The 20,468-nt window shown below is 60.6% G+C and carries 18 protein-coding genes; 8 read left to right on the forward strand and 10 right to left on the reverse strand.

Annotated features, from left to right (window positions below; all coding sequences use genetic code 11):
- The first annotated feature begins 47 nt into the window (after positions 1-47).
- From BMY45_RS00460 to BMY45_RS00485, 6 genes are all read left to right on the forward strand, one after another.
- Positions 48-1,388 carry a sensor histidine kinase gene (locus BMY45_RS00460; protein ID WP_092393104.1) on the forward strand — a complete coding sequence of 447 codons (1,341 nt, stop codon included), beginning with the start codon at positions 48-50 and terminating at the stop codon, positions 1,386-1,388.
- A 241-nt stretch (positions 1,389-1,629) separates the two neighbouring features.
- On the forward strand, positions 1,630-3,057 hold the full coding sequence (locus tag BMY45_RS00465; RefSeq protein WP_092393106.1) for a di-heme oxidoreductase family protein: 1,428 nt from the start codon (positions 1,630-1,632) through the stop codon (positions 3,055-3,057).
- Between the two features lie 29 nt (positions 3,058-3,086).
- Positions 3,087-4,151 carry an imelysin family protein gene (locus tag BMY45_RS00470; RefSeq protein WP_092393109.1) on the forward strand — a complete coding sequence of 355 codons (1,065 nt, stop codon included), beginning with the start codon at positions 3,087-3,089 and terminating at the stop codon, positions 4,149-4,151.
- A gap of 2 nt (positions 4,152-4,153) precedes the next feature.
- Positions 4,154-5,251, forward strand: a complete 1,098-nt coding sequence (locus tag BMY45_RS00475) for a DUF1513 domain-containing protein (RefSeq protein ID WP_092393112.1) — start codon at positions 4,154-4,156, stop codon at positions 5,249-5,251.
- A 133-nt stretch (positions 5,252-5,384) separates the two neighbouring features.
- Positions 5,385-6,533 (forward strand): efflux RND transporter periplasmic adaptor subunit, encoded by a 1,149-nt coding sequence (locus tag BMY45_RS00480; protein ID WP_092393115.1) that lies wholly within the window; start codon positions 5,385-5,387, stop codon positions 6,531-6,533.
- A 13-nt stretch (positions 6,534-6,546) separates the two neighbouring features.
- Positions 6,547-9,573, forward strand: a complete 3,027-nt coding sequence (locus BMY45_RS00485; RefSeq protein WP_092393118.1) for a multidrug efflux RND transporter permease subunit — start codon at positions 6,547-6,549, stop codon at positions 9,571-9,573.
- Between the two features lie 234 nt (positions 9,574-9,807).
- Here the strand turns inward: BMY45_RS00485 and BMY45_RS00490 are convergent, their stop codons facing one another.
- The 5 genes from BMY45_RS00490 to colR all read right to left on the reverse strand — a co-directional run bounded on the left by BMY45_RS00490 (position 9,808) and on the right by colR (position 13,507).
- A complete protein-coding gene (locus BMY45_RS00490; RefSeq protein WP_076383717.1) occupies positions 9,808-10,035 on the reverse strand; it encodes a hypothetical protein in 228 nt (75 codons plus the stop codon).
- Positions 10,036-10,037: 2 nt separating this feature from the next.
- Entirely contained in the window at positions 10,038-10,742 is a 705-nt protein-coding gene (locus tag BMY45_RS00495; protein ID WP_092393121.1) for a lipopolysaccharide kinase InaA family protein, read from the reverse strand.
- A gap of 4 nt (positions 10,743-10,746) precedes the next feature.
- Complete coding sequence (locus BMY45_RS00500) at positions 10,747-11,415, reverse strand: class I SAM-dependent methyltransferase (protein WP_092393124.1); 669 nt, start codon at positions 11,413-11,415, stop codon at positions 10,747-10,749.
- A 141-nt stretch (positions 11,416-11,556) separates the two neighbouring features.
- On the reverse strand, positions 11,557-12,834 hold the full coding sequence (locus BMY45_RS00505) for a sensor histidine kinase (protein WP_092393127.1): 1,278 nt from the start codon (positions 12,832-12,834) through the stop codon (positions 11,557-11,559).
- Positions 12,824-13,507, reverse strand: coding sequence for a two-component system response regulator ColR (gene colR / locus BMY45_RS00510; RefSeq protein ID WP_047226998.1), 684 nt, complete (start codon positions 13,505-13,507; stop codon positions 12,824-12,826). Before colR ends, BMY45_RS00505 begins: the two co-directional genes overlap by 11 nt.
- A 334-nt stretch (positions 13,508-13,841) precedes the next feature.
- On the opposite strand from colR, the gene BMY45_RS00515 reads away from it, so the two are divergent.
- On the forward strand, positions 13,842-14,582 hold the full coding sequence (locus tag BMY45_RS00515; RefSeq protein ID WP_092393130.1) for a phosphatase PAP2 family protein: 741 nt from the start codon (positions 13,842-13,844) through the stop codon (positions 14,580-14,582).
- A gap of 108 nt (positions 14,583-14,690) precedes the next feature.
- Here BMY45_RS00515 and groL read toward each other — a convergent pair whose 3' ends face one another.
- The 4 genes from groL to BMY45_RS00535 form a co-directional block, all read right to left on the reverse strand.
- On the reverse strand, positions 14,691-16,334 hold the full coding sequence (groL, locus tag BMY45_RS00520) for a chaperonin GroEL (protein WP_092393133.1): 1,644 nt from the start codon (positions 16,332-16,334) through the stop codon (positions 14,691-14,693).
- A 50-nt stretch (positions 16,335-16,384) separates the two neighbouring features.
- Complete coding sequence (locus BMY45_RS00525) at positions 16,385-16,678, reverse strand: co-chaperone GroES (protein WP_003204913.1); 294 nt, start codon at positions 16,676-16,678, stop codon at positions 16,385-16,387.
- A gap of 244 nt (positions 16,679-16,922) precedes the next feature.
- Complete coding sequence (locus BMY45_RS00530) at positions 16,923-17,399, reverse strand: FxsA family protein (protein WP_092393136.1); 477 nt, start codon at positions 17,397-17,399, stop codon at positions 16,923-16,925.
- Positions 17,400-17,465: 66 nt separating this feature from the next.
- Positions 17,466-18,197, reverse strand: coding sequence for a HugZ family pyridoxamine 5'-phosphate oxidase (locus BMY45_RS00535; protein WP_092393139.1), 732 nt, complete (start codon positions 18,195-18,197; stop codon positions 17,466-17,468).
- A 163-nt stretch (positions 18,198-18,360) separates the two neighbouring features.
- On the opposite strand from BMY45_RS00535, the gene BMY45_RS00540 reads away from it, so the two are divergent.
- Entirely contained in the window at positions 18,361-19,119 is a 759-nt protein-coding gene (locus BMY45_RS00540) for an SDR family oxidoreductase (RefSeq protein ID WP_092394864.1), read from the forward strand.
- A gap of 127 nt (positions 19,120-19,246) precedes the next feature.
- On the opposite strand, the gene apbC is transcribed toward BMY45_RS00540, so the two are convergent.
- Positions 19,247-20,341, reverse strand: coding sequence for an iron-sulfur cluster carrier protein ApbC (gene apbC, locus BMY45_RS00545; protein ID WP_092393142.1), 1,095 nt, complete (start codon positions 20,339-20,341; stop codon positions 19,247-19,249).
- Positions 20,342-20,468: the final 127 nt, after the last annotated feature.

Consider the following 20,468-nt stretch of genomic DNA (forward strand, 5'->3'; position numbering starts at 1 on the left):
CCAACGGCCAATCGCCGTTGGGCTTTCTTTGTTTTCGAGGATTTATCGTGCGTTCACTGTTTTGGCGCATCCTGGCCAGTTTCTGGCTGGCCATCGCCCTGGTTGCAGGGCTTTCGATTCTGCTGGGCCACATGCTGAACCAGGATGCCTGGATCCTCAGCCGCCATCCGGGCCTCAGCACCCTGGCCGAAGAGTGGACACAAACCTTCGAAAGCCAGGGCGAAGACGCCGCCGAGCAGATCCTGCAACAGCGCAAGCATCAGTATCACATCAACGTCCAGGTGCTTAACGAGAGCGGTGCCCCGGTGGTACGCGGCACTTTCCCGCGTCGGGCGCAGGCCTTCGAGGCGCGACAGAACAACAACGAGCGACGCCTGCCCTGGCGGCGCTTGACCGACGAGTTCACCAGCGCCAAAACCGGCGACACTTACCTGTTCATCTACCGCATACCCCACCCCGAACTGGATGCCTGGCACCGCGGCAGTCTGCTCTGGCCCCTCAGCGCGTTGGGTATCGCCTTGGTGGTGCTGACGTTGTTCAGCCTGTTGGTGACCCTATCCATTACCCGGCCGTTGAGCCGCCTGCGCGGTGCAGTGCATGATTTGGGGCAGACCACTTACCAGCAAAACAGCCTCGCCAAGCTGGCCAATCGCCGGGATGAGTTTGGTGTGCTGGCCACCGATTTCAATCGCATGGGCGCGCGCCTGCAAAGCCTGATCGCCAGCCAGCGCCAATTACTGCGCGATGTGTCCCACGAATTGCGCTCGCCCCTGGCCCGACTGCGCATCGCCCTGGCGCTGGCAGAACGGGCCAGCCCCCAGGAGCGGGAAAAACTCTGGCCGCGCCTGACCCGCGAATGTGATCGCCTGGAGGCGCTGATCAGCGAAATCCTCGTGTTGGCCCGGGTCGATGCCGACAACGCCAGCGCTGAAGAAGTGGACCTCAACGATCTGCTGATGACCCTGCAAAAAGATGCGCAGCTAGCTTCACCAGAACAAAGCATGCAATTGGACGCAGAGCCGAACCTGACCCTCAAGGGCTGGCCGACCATGATCGAACGAGCTGTGGATAACCTGCTGCGCAACGCCCAGCGTTTCAATCCAACCGATCAACCGATCGAAGTCCGCGCGCTGCGCCAAGGGGAGAGGATCCTAGTCAGCGTGCGTGATCACGGGCCGGGGGTGGAGGCCGAACACCTGGGTCAGTTGAGCGAGCCGTTCTACCGCGCCCCCGGCCAGACCGCCGCAGGTCATGGCCTGGGCCTGGCCATCGCCCGCCGCGCTGCCGAGCGCCACGGCGGCGCGCTGGTGCTGGCCAATCACCCCGAGGGCGGATTCATCGCGAGTCTGGAACTGCCGTTGGTGCCGGGGGCTGTGGTCCAGCCTTAAGAGTTGCACGGTGGTGCACCGGACTCTGTAGGAGCTGCCGAAGGCTGCGATCTTTTGACCGTGATCTCTCGCTCTCGACTCAATCGTCTGGGACAAGATCGCAGCCTCGTTGCACTCGACAGCTCCTACGCAGCTCTAGAGCCACGCAGGTTCCACAAACCAAACGATAATTCCTCTTATTCAAACTCCCCCGCCCTGTTAGACTTTGCTCCCTCGTTTCACTCGTCTTCCAGGAAGCCCAATGCCGTCGTTGCCTCTTCGCTTATGCGCTCTGTTCATGGCCCTGGGCCTGAGTGCCTGCGATGACGCCCCGCGTTTTACCCAGGCCGAACCCGGCGAAGCCCGGTCCGGTGGCGCCGCGACGGTACGCAAGAGTGATCAGAACGCCTTTTCCCTGCCCTCGGCCAACCTGCCACCTTCGCGGCGCGTGGACTTCGCCGTGGGCAACAGTTTTTTTCGCAGCCCCTGGGTAATCGCGCCCTCGACCACCACCGCCCGGGACGGTCTGGGGCCATTGTTCAATACCAACGCCTGCCAGAACTGTCACGTCAAGGACGGTCGCGGCCATCCGCCGGCACCGGACGCGACCAGCGCCGTGTCGATGCTGGTGCGCCTGTCGATTCCCGATGTTCCGGCCTACGCCAAGGTCATCGAACAACTGGGGGTGGTGCCGGAGCCGACCTATGGCGGGCAATTGCAGGACATGTCCGTGCCCGGTGTTGTCCCCGAAGGCAAGGTGCGGGTCGATTACACGCCGGTCCCGGTGCGCTTCGACGACGGCACCGTTGTAGAACTGCGCAAGCCGCAACTGCAGATCACCCAACTGGGCTACGGCCCGATGCACCCCGACACGCGCTTTTCGGCCCGCGTCGCACCGCCGATGATCGGCCTGGGGCTGCTTGAAGCCATTCCCGATGAAGCGCTCCTCGCCAACGCCCAAGCCCAAGCACGGGAAAACAACGGCATCCTCGGCCGGCCGAACCAGGTCTGGGACGATGTCCAGCAAAAGACCGTATTGGGGCGTTTCGGCTGGAAGGCCGGACAGCCAAACCTCAATCAGCAGAACGTCCACGCCTTTTCCGGTGACATGGGGCTTACGACAAGCCTGCGGCCCTTCGACGACTGCACCGATGCCCAGGTCGACTGCAAGCGCGCGCCGAACGGCAACGGCGCCGATGGCGAGCCGGAAGTCAGCGACAACATTCTGCGGCTGGTGCTGTTCTACAGCCGCAACGTCGCCGTACCGGCCCGGCGCGAGGTGAACTCGCCCCAGGTGCTGGCCGGCAAGAATCTGTTTTTCCAGGCCGGCTGCCAGTCCTGCCACACCCCGAAGTACACCACGGCCGCCAACGCTGCCGAACCGGAACTGGCGAACCAGGTCATTCGCCCCTACACCGACCTGCTGTTGCACGACATGGGCGAAGGCCTGGCCGACAACCGCAGCGAATTCAAGGCCAGCGGCCGTGACTGGCGGACCCCACCGCTGTGGGGCATCGGCCTGACCGAAGCCGTCGGTGGTCACACCCAGTTCTTGCACGACGGTCGCGCACGCAACCTGCTCGAAGCCGTGCTATGGCATGGCGGCGAAGCGCAAGCGGCGCAACGACAGGTTCTAGCGTTCAATGCCGAGCAACGCGCGGCGTTGCTGGCGTTCCTGAATTCCCTTTAATCGCATTCTCCGAAAAACGGGAGCCCGACATGTTCCGTCCCAAGTTGTTGTTTACCAGCCTCGCCGCCATCGTCCTCGGCGCGTGCTCGCCCCAGGATCCGCAAGCGGTCACTTCGGCGGCTATCGCCAAGCAAGTGATCCTGCCCACCTACAGCCGCTGGGTTGAGGCCGACCGGCAACTGGCAACCAGCGCCCTGGCGTTCTGCCAGGGCAAGGAAAACCTGGAGACCGCCCGCGCCGACTTCCTCAAGGCACAAAAAGCCTGGGCCGAGTTGCAACCGCTGCTGATCGGTCCACTGGCCGAGGGCAATCGCGCCTGGCAGGTGCAATTCTGGCCGGACAAGAAAAACCTGGTGGGCCGTCAGGTCGAGCAACTGGTCAACAGCCAGCCGCAGATCGACGTTGCCGGCCTGGCCAAGTCCAGCGTGGTGGTCCAGGGCCTCTCAGCCTATGAGTACCTGCTGTTCGACGCCAGGATCGACATGGCCGACAACGCGCAAAAAGCCAAGTACTGCCCGCTGCTGATCGCCATTGGCGAACGTCAGAAGCAATTGGCCGAAGATATCCTGTCACGCTGGAATACCAACGACGGCATGCTCGCCCAGATGAGCAAGTTTCCGAACCAGCGCTACGCCGATTCCCACGAAGCAATCGCCGATTTGCTGCGAGTCCAGGTTACCGCCCTGGACACCTTGAAGAAGAAACTCGGCACACCAATGGGTCGCCAGAGCAAAGGCGTACCACAACCTTTCCAGGCCGATGCCTGGCGCAGCCAGTCGTCGTTGCAGGGCCTGCAAGCCAGCCTGAGCGCGGCCAGGACCGTCTGGGTCGGCGTGGATAACCAGGGCCTGCGCAGCCTGTTGCCAAGCGAGCAGAAACCCTTGGCCGACAAGATCGACGCGGCCTACGACAGCTCGTTGAAACTGTTCGCCGACAGCCAGCGCTCGCTGACCGAAATGCTCGGGGACGACGCCGGACGCCAGCAGCTCAACGAACTGTACGACAGCCTCAACGTAGTCCATCGCCTGCACGAAGGCGAACTGGCCAAGGCGCTGGGCATTCAATTGGGCTTCAATGCCAACGACGGTGACTGATCATGTTTCGACGTCAGGCTCTGGCACTGGGCAGCCTGCTGCTCGGCGCCGTTACCCTGGGCGGCTGGACGCTGTTCAAGCAAAAGGACAGGAGCCCGCTCCTGCTCTCGGCACGGGACGATAGCGACGGCAAGCACTACGCCGTGGGCTATCGACTGGACGGCAGTCGGGTGTTCGCCACCCAGGTCACGCAGCGCTGCCATGACATCATTGACCATCCGACACAACCGATTGCGCTGTTCGTCGCCCGTCGCCCAGGCACCGAAAGCTACCTGATCGACCTGCGCGACGGTACGCTGCTGCAGACCCTCACCTCGTTGCCGAATCGGCATTTCTATGGGCACGCGGTGATTCACAAAAGCGGCGAATGGCTGTACGCCACCGAGAACGACACGACCGATCCGGGCCGTGGCCTGCTGGGTGTGTACCGTTTCGAAGGCGAACGCTTGGTGCACAGCGGCGAACTGTCCACTCACGGCATCGGCCCTCATCAAGTGTCGTGGATGCCCGACGGCGAAACGCTGGTGGTCGCCAACGGCGGCATCCGCACCGAGGCCGAAAGCCGCGTCGAGATGAACCTCAATGCCATGGAGCCGAGCCTGGTGCTGATGCAGCGCGATGGCACACTGCTGAGCAAGGAAACCCTCGCCCAATCGATGAACAGCGTGCGCCACATGGGCATCGCCAGCGATGGCACCATCGTTTGCGGCCAGCAATTCATGGGCGATCCCCACGAATCCTCCGAGCTGCTGGCGATCAAGCGTCCGGGCCAGCCGTTCCAGGCATTCCCGGTGGCCGAGCATCAATTGCAGGCGATGGGTCATTACACCGCCAGCGTTGCCGTACACAGCGACCTGCGCCTGGTGGCCCTGACAGCGCCCCGTGGCAATCGCTTTTTTATCTGGGACCTGGACAGCGGCGAAGTACGCCTGGATGCGCCTCTGCCGGACTGCGCCGGTGTGGGTGCGGTGGCCGACGGTTTCGTCGTGACATCGGGTCAGGGCCGTTGCCGCTTTTACGATTGTCGACAGTCACAACTGGTTGCAAAACCACTGGATCTGCCGGCGGGGCTCTGGGACAACCATTTGCATTTGATCTGACAAGCGGGCGGCGAGCTTTTGGGAAAACCCCTTACACATTACCGACAAACATCGTTTTGAATCGGTCGCGCACTCGGAGTAATGTGCCCGCCTGTCTGTCTTTTCTCTCGGCTTATTTCCAAGGAAGTGGAACATGCTGCGACGCCGCATGCTGATCATGTTGGGTGTTGTCCTGCTGGTGGTACTGCTACTGGCCGGCTACAAGGCCTTCTCCGTTTACCAGCAGATCCAGATGTTTTCTGCCCCCAAACCGCCGGTCAGCGTGGCCGTGGCCACGGCTGTCGAGCAGCCTTGGCAAGCTCGCCTGCCCACCGTCGGCAGCCTCACCGCGCTGCAAGGCGTAGACCTGAGCCTGGAGATTGCCGGGACGGTGCAGAAGGTGCAGTTCCAGTCGGGGCAAAAGGTCAAGGCCGGCCAGCCACTGGTGCAACTGGACAGTGACGTCGAAAGAGCGCTGCTGGAAACCGCCGTGGCCCACCTTGAGCTGTCGAAACTGGATTTTGGCCGGGGTCGGCAACTGGTGGGCAGCCAGGCGATCTCAAAGGGCGAATTCGACCGGCTCGCGGCGCAGTTGAAAAAGAACCAGGCCACGGTCAACCAGCTCAAGGCTTCACTGGCCAAGAAACACATCGTCGCGCCTTTCAGCGGCACCATCGGCATTCGCCAGGTGGACGTCGGCGACTACTTGGCCAGCGGCACGGTGATCGCCACCCTGCAGGACCTGAGCAGCCTGTATGCGGATTTCTACCTTCCCGAGCACGCGGTACCCATGCTCGCGGTTGGTCAGGCAGTCAACGTCAGTGTCTCGGCCTATCCCGGCCAGACCTTCGTCGGCGCCATCAGCGCTATCAATCCCAAGATCGAAGACAGCACTCGCAATGTGCTGGTACGCGCCACCCTGGGCAACCCCGACGGCAGGCTGTTGCCCGGCATGTTCGCCAGCCTGCAGGTGATCTTGCCGGACAAGGCCAACGCCATCGTCGTGCCAGAAAGCGCCGTGACCTACACCCTGTACGGCAACTCCATGTACGTCGTGACGCAGAAGAAGACCGACGACGGCAACGTCGAAAAAGATGACAAGGGCCAGCCGATCCTGATCGCCGAACGGCGATTCGTCGAAACCGGTGAGCGACGTGATGGGCAGGTGTTGGTTTCCAAAGGCGTGCAGAGCGGCGAACAGGTCGTGATCGCCGGCCAGATCAAACTGGATAACGGCACGCCCATCGCTATCAGCGACGACAAGACCCTGACCGAACAGAACAGCCCGCCCCCTGCGGACTGATCAAGGAACCCTCATGGCTTTTACTGATCCGTTCATCCGCCGCCCGGTGCTCGCCACCGTGGTCAGCCTGCTGATCGTGCTGCTGGGTTTCCAGGCCTGGAGCAAGCTGCCCCTGCGCCAGTACCCGCAGATGGAGAACGCCCTGATCACGGTGACCACCGCCTACCCCGGGGCCAACGCCGAGACGATCCAGGGCTATATCACCCAACCGATGCAACAGAGTCTGGCCAGCGCCGAGGGCATCGACTACATGACCTCGGTCAGCCGTCAGAACTTTTCGGTGATATCGGTCTACGCCCGCATCGGCTCCAACAGCGACCGGCTTTTTACCGAGCTGCTGGCCAAGGCCAATGAAGTCAAGAACCAGCTACCCCAAGATGCTGAAGACCCGGTGCTCAGCCGCGAGGCCGCCGATGCCTCGGCACTGATGTACATCAGTTTTTTCAGTAAGGAACTGAACAACCCGCAGATCACCGACTACCTGTCCCGGGTGGTCCAGCCCAAACTGGCGACATTGCCGGGCATGGCCGAAGCGGAGATCCTCGGCAACCAGGTATTCGCCATGCGCCTGTGGCTGGACCCGGTCAAGCTTGCCGGTTTCGGCCTCACCGCCGCCGACGTGACCGATGCCGTGCGCCAGTACAACTTCCTCTCGGCCGCCGGTGAGGTGAAAGGCGAATACGTGGTCACCAGTATCAACGCCAACACCGAACTCAAGTCCGCCGAGGCCTTCGCGGCGATCCCGCTCAAGACCGACGGCGACAGCCGCGTGCTGCTGCGCGATGTCGCCCGGGTGGAGATGGGCGCCGAGAACTACGACACCATCAGCTCCTTCGGTGGCACGCCCTCGGTGTACATCGGCATCAAGGCCACCCCTGGCGCAAACCCGCTGGACGTGATCAAGGAAGTGCGCAGGATCATGCCGGACCTGGAGGCCCAACTGCCGGCCAACCTCAAGGCCGAGATCGCCTACGACGCCACCCTGTTCATCCAGGCCTCCATCGACGAGGTGGTCAAAACCCTCTTCGAGGCGGTGCTGATTGTCATCGTCGTGGTGTTCCTGTTCTTAGGCGCCCTGCGCTCGGTGGCCATCCCGGTGGTGACCATCCCGCTGTCGATGATTGGCGTGATGTTCTTCATGCAGTTGATGGGTTACTCGATAAACCTCCTGACGCTGCTCGCCATGGTGCTGGCAATTGGTCTTGTGGTGGATGACGCGATCGTGGTGGTGGAAAACATCCACCGGCACATCGAGGAAGGCAAAAGTCCGTTCGACGCTGCAATTGAAGGTGCCCGGGAGATCGCTATGCCGGTGGTCTCGATGACCATCACACTGGCGGCGGTGTACGCACCGATCGGGCTGTTGGAGGGGATCACGGGGGCGCTGTTCAAGGAGTTCGCGCTGACCCTCGCTGGGGCAGTGGTGATTTCCGGGATCGTCGCACTGACCCTCTCGCCCATGATGTGCGCCATGCTATTGCGTCACGAGGAGAACCCCTCGGGACTGGCTCATAGACTGGACGTGGTTTTCGAACGTCTTAAAAACCGCTACCAGCGCATGCTTCACGGCATGCTCAATACCCGGCCTGTGGTGCTGGTGTTCGCGGTGATCGTGCTGCTGCTGATTCCGGTGCTGATCATGTTCACCAAGTCCGAGCTGGCCCCCGATGAAGACCAGGGCATCATCTTCATGATGGCCAATGCCCCACAGCCCACCAACCTCGACTACCTGAACAGCTACACCGATCATTTCATCACCATCTTCAAGGAGTTCCCGGAGTACTACTCCTCGTTCCAGATCAACGGATACAACGGCGTGCAATCCGGCATCGGCGGCTTCCTGCTCAAACCCTGGAACGAACGCAGCCGCAGCCAGATGGAAATCCTGCCTGAAGTCCAGGCCAAGCTGGAGAACATCCCCGGCCTGCAAATATTCGGTTTCAACCTACCCTCCCTGCCTGGCACCGGCGAAGGCTTGCCATTTGCGTTCGTCATCAACTCGCCCAAGGACTACGCAACGCTGTTGCAGATTGCCGACCGGGTCAAAAAGCGTGCACTGGAATCCGGCAAGTTCGCTTTCATGGACGTTGACCTGGCATTCGACAAGCCCGAAGTCGTCGTGGACATCGATCGTGCCAAGGCCGCCCAGATGGGCGTCTCGATGCAAGACCTGGGCGGCACACTCGCCACCCTGCTGGGTGAAGCCGAGATCAACCGTTTTACCATCGAAGGGCGCAGCTACAAGGTCATCGCCCAGGTCGAACGGCCGTTCCGGGACAATCCGGACTGGTTGAACAACTACTACGTAAAAAATACCCAGGGTGAATTGCTGCCGCTGTCGACGCTGATCAAAGTCAGCGATCGGGCGCGACCACGGCAGTTGAATCAGTTCCAGCAACTCAACGCGGTGACGATTTCGGGTTTTCCCATCGTGAGTATGGGCGAGGCCATCGAGACGGTCCGCCAGATTGCCCAAGAAGAGGCTCCGGTAGGGTTCGCTTTCGACTACGCAGGGGCGTCGCGACAGTTCGTCCAGGAAGGAAGCGCGCTGTGGGTCACCTTTGCCCTGGCTCTGGCGATCATCTTCCTGGTGTTGGCCGCCCAGTTCGAAAGCTTCCGGGACCTGCTGGTGATTCTGGTGACAGTACCGCTGTCGATTTGCGGCGCCTTGATTCCGCTATTCCTCGGCTGGTCGAGCATGAACATTTACACCCAGGTAGGACTGGTGACGCTGATCGGCCTGATCAGCAAGCACGGGATCCTGATCGTTGAATTCACCAACCAGCTGCGCAGGGAACAGGGGCTAACCCCACGGGAGGCCGTGGAGCAAGCCGCATCGATTCGTTTGCGTCCCGTACTGATGACCACCGCGGCGACGGTATTTGGCATGGTGCCATTGATCCTCGCTACCGGGGCCGGGGCGGTGAGCCGCTTCGACATCGGCTTGGTGATCGCCACCGGGATGTCGATTGGCACGTTGTTCACACTGTTCGTCTTGCCCTGCGTCTACACACTGCTGGCCAAGCCGGACAAACCCTAACGTGTGGCCACTGGCCCTGTAGGCGCTGCCGAAGGCTGCGAACTTTTGATCTTTCGCTTGAGACTCAAGTGCCCACGGAAAGATCGCAGCCTCGCTTCGCTCGACAGCTCCTACAGAGCTCCTACGCAGGTCCTGCGGCCCGGCGGGGATAAATTCCCTCGCCACGGTGATTTACTACAGGTCCAAAAATAAAGGCCTCGCACACGCGAGGCCTTTATTTTGGCTTCCTGTCCATCAACTCTGGGGCCTCATGCCTTGGGAAAGACTGAACATGAACAACAACAGATCATCGTCCGGCCGGATCGCCTCGCTGGCCTTGGCCACACGTGGCAAAGGGCAGTGCGCGTCCGGGTGGGAAGCACTGAGGATCTGCGAACGGGGCTGCTCCCATACCGCCACCGCCATTGAGGTAACTGCCAGGGCTCCTACGAGAAACAGACCTCTAGCAATTTCTAATTTCATTGCTATAAACCTTTGATAGCGCTGCCAAACGCCGCTCTGTAAAAGTAGACGAGTTTTTCCCATTCTGAATCGCTGAACGACGAATGGCGTCGCAGTTGCTTCATGTCGTGGGACGCTGCGGTCCGGGAAGTCAGGCGTTGACGGGACTTTTCCAAATCCAGCAGGGCCACTTCGGCCCGAGCGGACTCACCCTCTCCGGTCACGCGCACAAATACATGCTTGATATAGAGGCAGCCATGCTGCCAACGCCCCTTATGCATGCGAGCCAGGTTCTCTGCCAATGCTTGGAGAATTCGGTCATGCCCCGCTTCGCCATGACGCTCGCGCCCGCCTGCGGCATACCAGTGATCCAACTCCACGAAACCGTCCAGCGCATGAGTCACAAGCAGCGCACGCCACTTGTGAATCGGGTCCCGCTGTGCACCACAGAAGATGACCTTTGGAACGCTGACGTCGAGCCGGGCCAATGCCAGCAGGGCATCTTGCTCACGTAGGACGGTTGGGCGGCCAAACGGATGCAACAAGCTACGGTAAATATGCCCTGTCTGACGCTTGGCATAGAGCAGATCGCCGCCGTTGTTGATCCGCTGCACTCCGCTTTCACCACCACGACGCACATTGGGTTGTTCCACCCATTCACCCTGCTGATTCCAGAAGTGTTCGAAGCCGCAGCGGGGGGCCGCTGTTGTCTCTACTGCCACAACCATGCTGTTACCTCTTGCGTAATACATAAACTCGCCACATGGCATAGAGCGGCAGGAAGTCCAGTCGTTCCTGAATGCGGAAACCGGCCTGTCGGAATTCACCTTCGACTGTAGCGGCCGGTAACACAAATCGATTCTGGTAGCCTTTTTGCCCACGCGTGTACTCCAGACGTTTACGTTTCCAGGCCTTGAAATTTCCATCGACCCACAATGAAACGATCACGCTATCACGAGTGACACGCTCGAATTCCCGCAGAATCGCCAGTCGATGCGCAGGTTCACCGATGTGGTGGAGCAGGCGCATGCAAAAAATGCTGTCGACGGCGTTATCAGGCAAGGCAATGTCGAACGCAGAAGCGTGCAAGGGTTGTACCCGTTTTACAACATCGGCGGGTTGAGCGTTCAACGCGGTCTGAAGCATGGCTGTGGAATTGTCCGCACCGATGATTACCCGGTTCGGCTTTTCGGCCAGCACAGGCCATAAACGCCCGGCGCCACACGGTAGGTCCAGCACCAGTCCTGGGTCACCTGCCAACGTCAAGGCCGTGCGTGCCAGTTGTTCATCACGGCGGTGGGAAAGGCGACGACTCAGACCGGTCTGGTGTTTATGCAGGTATTGGTGGGCGTGCTTTTCGTCATATTTTTCGGAAAAGTCGAGCTTGATAGGATTGGACATTGGCGAGAGCCTCCATGATGCAATGGCTCCCACACTAGGGATGGACATGTGCACGCCAAGTCATCCCTTTGTGAAAACTTCATCATGCAGGCACTCGACGGTTTTCAGGATGTTTCCAACATGCAGGCCTGAGCGCCTTGCTCAGTTGCGAGGATGTAACTCAACCTCAAAATGACAGCCATTGGGCTCCATGGTGCTGAGGCTCACGGTCCAGCCCTGGTTTTCGCAAATCCGCTGCACCAGCGAAAGCCCCAAACCAAGCCCTTCGCCGCGCTTTTCGTTACCTCGCACGAACGGTTCAAACATCGCCTCGCGTTTTTCCTCAGGAATGCCCACGCCACTGTCCTCGACCACGAACCCGGTCGCAGACAGCGTGAGGCGAATGAAGCCCTGGTCGGTGTAGTGCAAGGCGTTGCGCAGCAAGTTGCCCATGACGGCGGTCAGGAACGTGGCGTTATACGGAGTGTCGGCGGTTTGCCCCGGCTCGAAGATCAGGGTCAGGCCCTTGGCTTCGATCGGTGCACGCCACAGCCCAACGAGGTCCTCGGCCACCTGCCCTAACGTCAACCGGGGCGACATGCCGTTGTCTTCGCGCTGGGTCCTGGCGAGCATCAGGAAGGTTTGCACCAGCTCGCGCATTTCTTCGCTGGCTCGATTGATCCGCTCGACCTGTTTGCGACCGCGCTGATCCAGAGCCGGGTTCTCCAGCAACAGCTCACAGGAGCTGGCCAGGACCATCAACGGCGTGCGTAACTCATGGCTTACGTCACTGGTAAACAACCGCTCACGCGTCAGGGCCTGGCGCAGTCGCCCCAGCGTAGCGTCGAATGCCACGGCCAGCTCACCCACTTCATCGGCGGCATAGTCAGGGGCCAGCGGCGGGGCCAGCCCCAGGAGCTGGTCGCGATGGCGCACCTGCCGGGCCAGGCGCACGACCGGCGCCATCACCCGGCGAGCCAGGACCCAACCCAGGAACACCGCCAGCGCCAGGCTGAGCACGAATCCCACCAGCACCACGGCGAACAGCACCCGTTCGCGCTCTTCGAAGTCGCTCTGGTCCTGCAGTAACACGTAGTGTCGACCGTCAACAATCTCGACCATGGCGTGATACGACAATTGCGCACGAAAGATCTCGTGGAAACCGCGATCCAGGTGGCGCAGATCCTTGGGTAAATCGAAGTCACCCGGGCCGCCGCTGAAATAGAACAACTGGTCAGGTTCCGGACGGTGACTCCAGTCCGAAACACTGTCCATCAGCAGCAGGCGTTGCAGGTCTCCGCCGAGCCCGGCGGAAATCAGTCTTTCTTCCACCAAATGAACCGTCGCCACGATGCCCATGGCGAATGCCCCGGCGACCAACGCGCTCATCAGCGCAAAGGCGATGATGATCCGTTGGGCAAGGCTCTGCTTAAACTCCATCTCGGCCCTCGGCCAGACGGTAACCAACGCCATGCACGGTGTGCAGCAGCGGTTTGTCGAACGGTTTGTCGATCACCTGACGCAATTGGTGAACATGGCTGCGCAGACTGTCGCTGTCCGGGCAATCATCGCCCCACAAGGCTTCTTCGAGGATTTCCCGGCGCAGCACGTGGGGGCTTTTCTGCATCAAGACCGCCAGCAGCTTCAGGCCGACCGGGTTGAGCTTCAACAGTTTGCCTTCGCGGGTGACTTCCAGGGTGTCGAGGTCGTAACTCAGGTCACCGACCTGCAAGGCGCGCCGCCCGCCGCCCTGGGCCCGACGCATGACCGCTTCGATCCGCGCCGCCAGCTCCGACAAGGCAAAAGGTTTGACCAGGTAATCATCGGCGCCGGACTTGAACCCTTGCAGGCGATCGTCCAGTTGATCCCGGGCGGTGAGCATGATCACCGGTGTATCACGTCGGGCGTCCTCGCGAAGACGCTTGCACAAGGTGTAGCCGTCGATGCCCGGCAGCATGATGTCGAGCACGATCAGGTCGTAGTGCTCGGTCGCGGCCAGGTGCAACCCCGACAAACCGTCCTGGGCACAATCGACGGTATAGCCTTTGAGCCCCAGGTAATCGGCCAGATTGGCCAGGATGTCACGGTTGTCTTCAACCAACAGAATTCGCATGGGCATCTCCTCTGCGCACGTGGACGGTCATCGTGGCCCGCGCAGCTTAAGGCCAAGTGTGAATCACGGCTAGGGGTGTATCGGTGGCCCAGGCGAGTAACCCCATGTGGGAGCAACTGTCCTGGATGGTTTATTTAGCCCTAGACTTCCCGGCCATCCAAACCTCCTCAGTGGTGGTTTCCGGTTTCCCTGCTCCCACAACTGTCATACGGCCCATGGAGTGGGTTGCCCGGCATTGACGAGTTTTTCACCCGGCATTGACGCCTCGCCAACGGTGCCCGGACCAGACTGCGCGCAACGCGCTGTTCACGAAGCCTCTTAGAAAGGTACTGCCATGGTTTCCACCACCACCCGTCCCGTCTCCAGGCCACTGAATTTGCGGGTCGCCCTGGGCCTGCCCGCTGCTATCGCAATCATCCTGGTGCTGCTGGAACTGACCACCCTGGACATGGATCTGGCCAGGCTGTTCTACGACCCGGCCGAAGGGTTCATCGGTCGGCACAGTTTTTTTCTGGAAGACATTCTGCATGACCGGGCCAAACAGGTGGTCATCGCGTTTTCTGTGCTGTCGATTCTCGGGTTCATCTGCACGTTCTTCCTCACCCGACTCAAACCGTTCAAACGCGAACTGGGCTGCCTGGTGCTCTCCCTGGCGCTGGCGACTTCATTCGTCACGCCGATGAAAGCCGTAACGGCAGTGCAATGCCCCTGGAGCCTGAAGGAGTTCGGTGGCAAGCAGACCTACAGCGAACTGCTGAGCCCGCGCCCGGCCACTGACAAACCCGGCCGATGCTGGCCCGGCGGTCACGCTGCCACCGGGTTTACGCTGTTCGCGTTGTTCTTCGTACTGCGCGACCGTCGTCCGCGCCTGGCCCGCCTGGCCTTCATATTCGCAGCCTCCCTGGGAACGCTGTTCTCCGTGAGCCGCATGATGCAAGGGGCGCACTTCTTTTCCCATAATGTGTGGACGGCGGTGTTCTGTTGGCTGATTTGCCTGGGGTGTTATTACTACATCCTTTACAGACCGGCCGTTGGAGCTGACCCAGTGGCCGAGGGGGATCCTGTTAGCGCCTAAACCCCATGGGAGCACTGGTCCCCTGCCAATGCCGGGGTAAAACCGAGGCATTAAAAAACCCCGCCTGCTTTCGCAGGCGGGGTTTTTCAGTACAGGGGTAAGGCTGGCTTACATCATGCCGCCCATGCCACCCATGCCGCCCATGTCTGGCATGCCGCCGCCAGCTGGAGCGTCTTCCTTGATTTCAGCGATCATCGCCTCGGTGGTGATCATCAGGCTGGCAATCGACGAAGCCGCTTGCAGAGCCGAACGAGTCACTTTGGCCGGGTCCAGGATGCCCATTTCGATCATGTCGCCGTATTCGCCGGTAGCAGCGTTGTAACCGTAGTTACCCGAACCCTGCTTGACCTTGTCGACCACAACGCTTGGCTCGTCGCCGGAGTTGGCAACGATCTGGCGCAGCGGTGCTTCAACAGCGCGACGCAGCAACTGGATGCCCACGTTCTGGTCATCGTTGTCGCCTTTGAGCTCGCTGATGGCCTGCAGGGCACGAACCAGTGCCACGCCGCCGCCAGGTACCACGCCTTCTTCGACGGCTGCGCGGGTTGCGTGCAGGGCGTCTTCAACGCGGGCTTTCTTCTCTTTCATTTCAACTTCGGAACCAGCGCCAACCTTAATCACTGCAACGCCGCCAGACAGCTTGGCCAGACGCTCTTGCAGTTTTTCACGGTCGTAGTCGGAGGAAGTGTCGGCCACTTGGGCGCGGATCTGAGTCACGCGAGCCTGGATATCAGCCTCGACGCCGGCACCGTCGATCACGGTGGTGTTTTCCTTGGACAGGATCACGCGCTTGGCGTTACCCAGGTGCTCCAGGGTGGTGCTTTCCAGGCTCAGGCCGATCTCTTCGGAGATAACGGTACCGCCGGTCAGTACGGCGATGTCCTGCAGCATGGCCTTGCGGCGATCACCGAAGCCCGGTGCCTTGACGGCAGCGACTTTAACGATACCGCGCATGTTGTTCACAACCAGAGTCGCCAGGGCTTCGCCTTCAACGTCTTCAGCCACGATCAGCAGTGGGCGGCCGGCTTTGGCAACGGCTTCCAGCACTGGCAGCATTTCGCGGATGTTGGAGATTTTCTTGTCGACCAGCAGGATCAGCGGGCTGTCCAGCTCGGCAACCATGGTGTCCGGCTTGTTGACGAAGTACGGCGACAGGTAGCCACGGTCGAACTGCATGCCTTCTACAACCGACAGTTCGTTTTCCAGGCCCGAGCCTTCTTCAACGGTGATCACGCCTTCTTTACCGACTTTTTCCATGGCTTCGGCAATGATGTCGCCGATGGAGTTGTCGGAGTTGGCCGAGATGGTGCCGACCTGAGCGATGGCCTTGGTGTCAGCGCATGGCTTGGACAGGGCTTTAAGCTCTTTGACAATGGCGATGGTCGCCTTGTCGATGCCGCGCTTGAGGTCCATCGGGTTCATGCCGGCAGCGACAGCCTTGAGGCCTTCGTTGACGATCGATTGAGCCAGAACGGTGGCGGTGGTGGTGCCGTCACCGGCGTCGTCGTTGGCACGGGAGGCAACGTCTTTGACCAGCTGCGCGCCCATGTTTTCGAAGCGATCTTTCAGCTCGATTTCTTTGGCGACGGAAACGCCGTCCTTGGTGATGGTCGGAGCGCCGAAGCTCTTCTCGATGATCACGTTACGGCCTTTAGGGCCCAGGGTCGCTTTTACTGCGTCAGCCAGGACGTTGACACCGGCGAGCATTTTCTTGCGGGCGGAATCGCCGAATTTAACTTCTTTAGCAGCCATGATCGATATTCCTTAAATACTTTGTAGTAACGGGAAAATGAGCGGGGGAATCAGCCTTCCAGGACAGCGAGGATTTCGTTCTCGCTCATCACCAGCAGGTCTTCGCCGTCGACTTTCACTGTGTTGCTGCCGGAGTAAGGGCCGAACACAACCTTGTCACCCACTTTCACGGCCAGCGCACGTACTTCACCGTTTTCCAGAGCCTTGCCTGGGCCTACAGCGAGAACTTCACCGTGGTTGGCTTTTTCAGCAGCCGAACCTGGCAGGACGATACCGCCAGCGGTTTTCTTCTCTTCTTCGCTGCGACGGATGACGACGCGGTCATGCAGAGGACGAAGCTTCATTGTCGATCTCTCCTAATTTTGGTTTTCATCGGCCGGTGTAGTCCCGGCGGGTTTAACAAAAGCCGGCGGAGCCGGATGCGGTTCGTCAAGCGAACCGCGGAAGTCTGTCCAGTGTCGCCACCGGAAACCTTGCGGTGACCCATACATAAGGGCGTACAAGCCGATTTCAAGGGTCGGGTAGAAAATTTTTTACTTCACGAAGCCGAAAACGAACACGGCACCCGAAGGTGCCGTGTCGCTGGTTTTACTTGGGATCGCGGTGCTCGAACTCGCCTTCGATCACATCCGGTTCGCGCCCCACAGGTTCTCGTGGAGTCGGCCCGCCACGGGGCTGAAGGTCGTCGGCGAAGGCTCGCTGGCGAATCGCCTGTTCTTCGGCACGCTGGCGCATTTTATTGGCCAGCAACCGACGGGTGAACGGCAGCAGCATGACCAGGCCCAGCACATCGCTGATGAAGCCAGGCAGGATCAACAGACCGCCACCCAAGGCCAGCATCAGGCCTTCGAGCATAGTCTGGGCAGGCAGCTCGCCACGGTTCAGGCTTTCACGGGCACGCAAGGCCGTGGCGAGGCCGGCGATGCGCAGCACGAACACGCCGAGCATCGAGCCGAGAATGACCAGCAGCAACGCCGGGAAAAACCCGATCGCACCGCTGACCTTGACGAATACGAACAGCTCCAACACCGGGAACAGCAGAAAGAGCAACAAAAAAGGGCGCATCAAAAGGTTCCTCAACGCAAGAATGCCTTGCTATCAAACCCTAAATGACGTCGCCCTTTCGTGAATTCAAGCGTCAGCCTCAGCATTTTTTGGCCATTGCTCGGCGTGAGCCAGATAAACCAAGGCTTCGCGCACTTGTGTCGGCGTATTGCAAGGCGCTGGAAACGCCAGCCAGTACAGGGCCTGACCGATCCGCAAGTGCATGCCTTCGCTGTCGATACCGGCCAGTTGCGCAGGTTCGGTTGCGGGCAGACCGGCCAGTTCGACGTAATGCGCGATAGCCTTGGCATGGTCGGCATTCATGTGGTCGATCATGCTGGCTTCGGCCTTGCCGACGAAGGGGTTGGCCAGGGTGATCTGGTCGATCCAGTGAATGGCCCCAAAGCCACCGATGTAACGATGACGCACCGGGTGGAGCACCCAGAAATCGAAGTCATGGGCCTTGTGGTAGTTCTGCGATTCAGGGAAATAACGGTAGTAACGTTCAGCGGCGGCGTCGATGGCGACGTTGTCTTGCAGCTTGCGCGCCTCGGCCAGATAAGTCAGGCGCCCTACGGCCTGCACATCCTCGGCCCCTCGCTCACCGACGAGCATTGAACACTTGGGGTCCTTTTGCAGGTTGTGGGTGTGTTGGGCGATGCGGCTGATCAGGATCAGTGGACGGCCTTGGTCGTCCAGGCAATAGGGCACCACGGAGCCGAACGGGAAACCGGGCATGGATTTGGAATGGGTGGAGAGCACTCCACGGTATTCCTTGAGCAGCAATTCTCGTGCATGCTTGGCAGCTTCAACGCTCAATTTATGACTCCTTTGATCAAATCCGTCTGGAAACGGTCAGGCGACTGGAGCAATGTACCAGCGCGCCTTTGGGCAGTTCTCGTGTGCAGCCGGGCTACGCCGTCGCAGACCGAGAGGCCATTAAAAGGAAAATCCTCCACCGCTCTGCAATCTGGACATGCGCATGCAACTCACCGACAAAGTAATCATTATCACCGGCGGTTGCCAGGGTCTGGGCCGCTCCATGGCCGAGTATCTCGCTGGCAAAGGCGCGAAGCTCGCCCTGGTCGACCTCAATCAGGAAAAACTCGACCAGGCGGTTGCCGCCTGCGCGGCCAAGGGCGTAGAGGCCCGGGCTTATCTGTGCAACGTCGCCAATGAGGAGCAAGTGAGCGACATGGTCGCCCGGGTCGCCGAGGACTTCGGCGCGATTCATGGCTTGATCAACAACGCAGGGATCCTGCGCGACGGCCTGCTGCTCAAGGTCAAGGACGGCGAAATGAGCAAAATGAGCCTGGCCCAGTGGCAGACAGTGATCGACGTCAACCTCACGGGTGTCTTCCTGTGCACCCGCGAAGTGGCAGCGAAAATGGTCGAGCTGAAGAACAGCGGCGCGATCATCAACATTTCGTCGATCTCGCGCGCCGGCAACGTCGGCCAGACCAACTATTCGGCGGCCAAGGCCGGCGTGGCGGCCGCCACCGTGACCTGGGCCAAGGAGCTGGCACGCTACGGTATCCGTGTCGCCGGCATCGCGCCGGGCTTCATCGAAACCGAAATGACCCTGGGCATGAAACCCGAAGCCCTGGAAAAAATGACCTCTGGGATCCCGCTCAAGCGTATGGGCAAACCCGAAGAGATCGCCCATTCGGCGGCGTACATCTTCGAGAACGACTATTACACCGGCCGGATCCTGGAGATGGATGGCGGGTTGCGGATCTAAAAGCACCGCAAAACGACTGTGGGAGAGGGCTTGCTCGCGAATGCGGTAGACCAGCCAACTTATCCGTTGAATGACACGCCGCATTCGCGAGCAAGCCCGCTCCCACAGGAGATTGCAGTTCAGCCGATCAATCGTCGCTGATGGTGATGTTTGGCATTGCCGGCATGGCCGCTTCCTGCAACACGATCCGCGCGCCCACGTGGCGGGCCAGTTCCTGATAGACCATAGCGATCTGGCTGTCCGGTTCGGCAATGACGGTCGGTTTGCCACCATCGGCCTGTTCGCGAATCAACATCGACAGCGGCAGCGAGGCCAGCAGTTCGACGCCGTACTGGCTCGCCAGTTTCTCCCCGCCGCCCTCGCCAAACAGATGCTCGGCATGCCCGCAGTTCGAGCAGATGTGCACGGCCATGTTTTCCACCACACCCAGCACCGGGATGTTCACTTTGCGGAACATCTCCACGCCCTTGCGGGCGTCCAGCAAGGCCAGATCCTGCGGCGTGGTGACGATCACCGCGCCAGCCACCGGGACTTTCTGCGCCAGGGTCAGCTGGATATCCCCGGTGCCTGGCGGCATGTCGATCACCAGGTAATCCAGATCGCCCCAGGCGGTCTGCGTCACCAGTTGCAGCAACGCGCCGGAAACCATCGGCCCGCGCCAGACCATCGGCGTGTTGTCATCGGTCAGGAAAGCCATGGACATGACTTCCACGCCATGGGACTGGATCGGCACGAACCACTTCTGATCCTTGACTTGTGGCCGGGTGCCCTCGGCAACACCGAACATGATGCCCTGGCTCGGACCATAGATATCCGCGTCGAGAATCCCGACCTTCGCGCCTTCACGGGCCAGGGCCAGGGCCAGGTTGGCGGCGGTGGTGGATTTACCCACGCCGCCCTTGCCCGAGGCCACGGCGATCACGTTCTTGACGTTCGCCAGCCCCGGCACTTGCGCCTGGGCCTTGTGGGCAGCGATCACGCTGGTGACGTCGACTTTGGCGGCGACCACACCGTCCAAGGCCTCGATCGCCATCTGCAGCATCTGCGCCCAACCGTTCTTGAACAGATCGGCGGCGTAGCCGATTTCCAGTTGAACGCTGACGCGATCCCCCTGGATGTCGATGGCGCGCACGCATCCGGCGCTGACCGGGTCCTGGTTCAGGTAAGGGTCGGTGTACTGGCGAAGAACGGCTTCCACCGCTGCGCGATTGACGGCGCTCATGGGCAACTCCGATAACAAGACTTGAAAAACAGGCCGCTATCCTACGCCCCACGCTCCCGCGTGGCGACCCGATTACAGCAGGGCGAACACCTTTTGTGGCGAGGGGATTTATCCCCGCTGGACTGCG

Source organism: Pseudomonas sp. NFACC39-1 (genome assembly GCF_900110355.1).
Taxonomy (GTDB): Bacteria; Pseudomonadota; Gammaproteobacteria; order Pseudomonadales; family Pseudomonadaceae; genus Aquipseudomonas; species Aquipseudomonas tehranensis.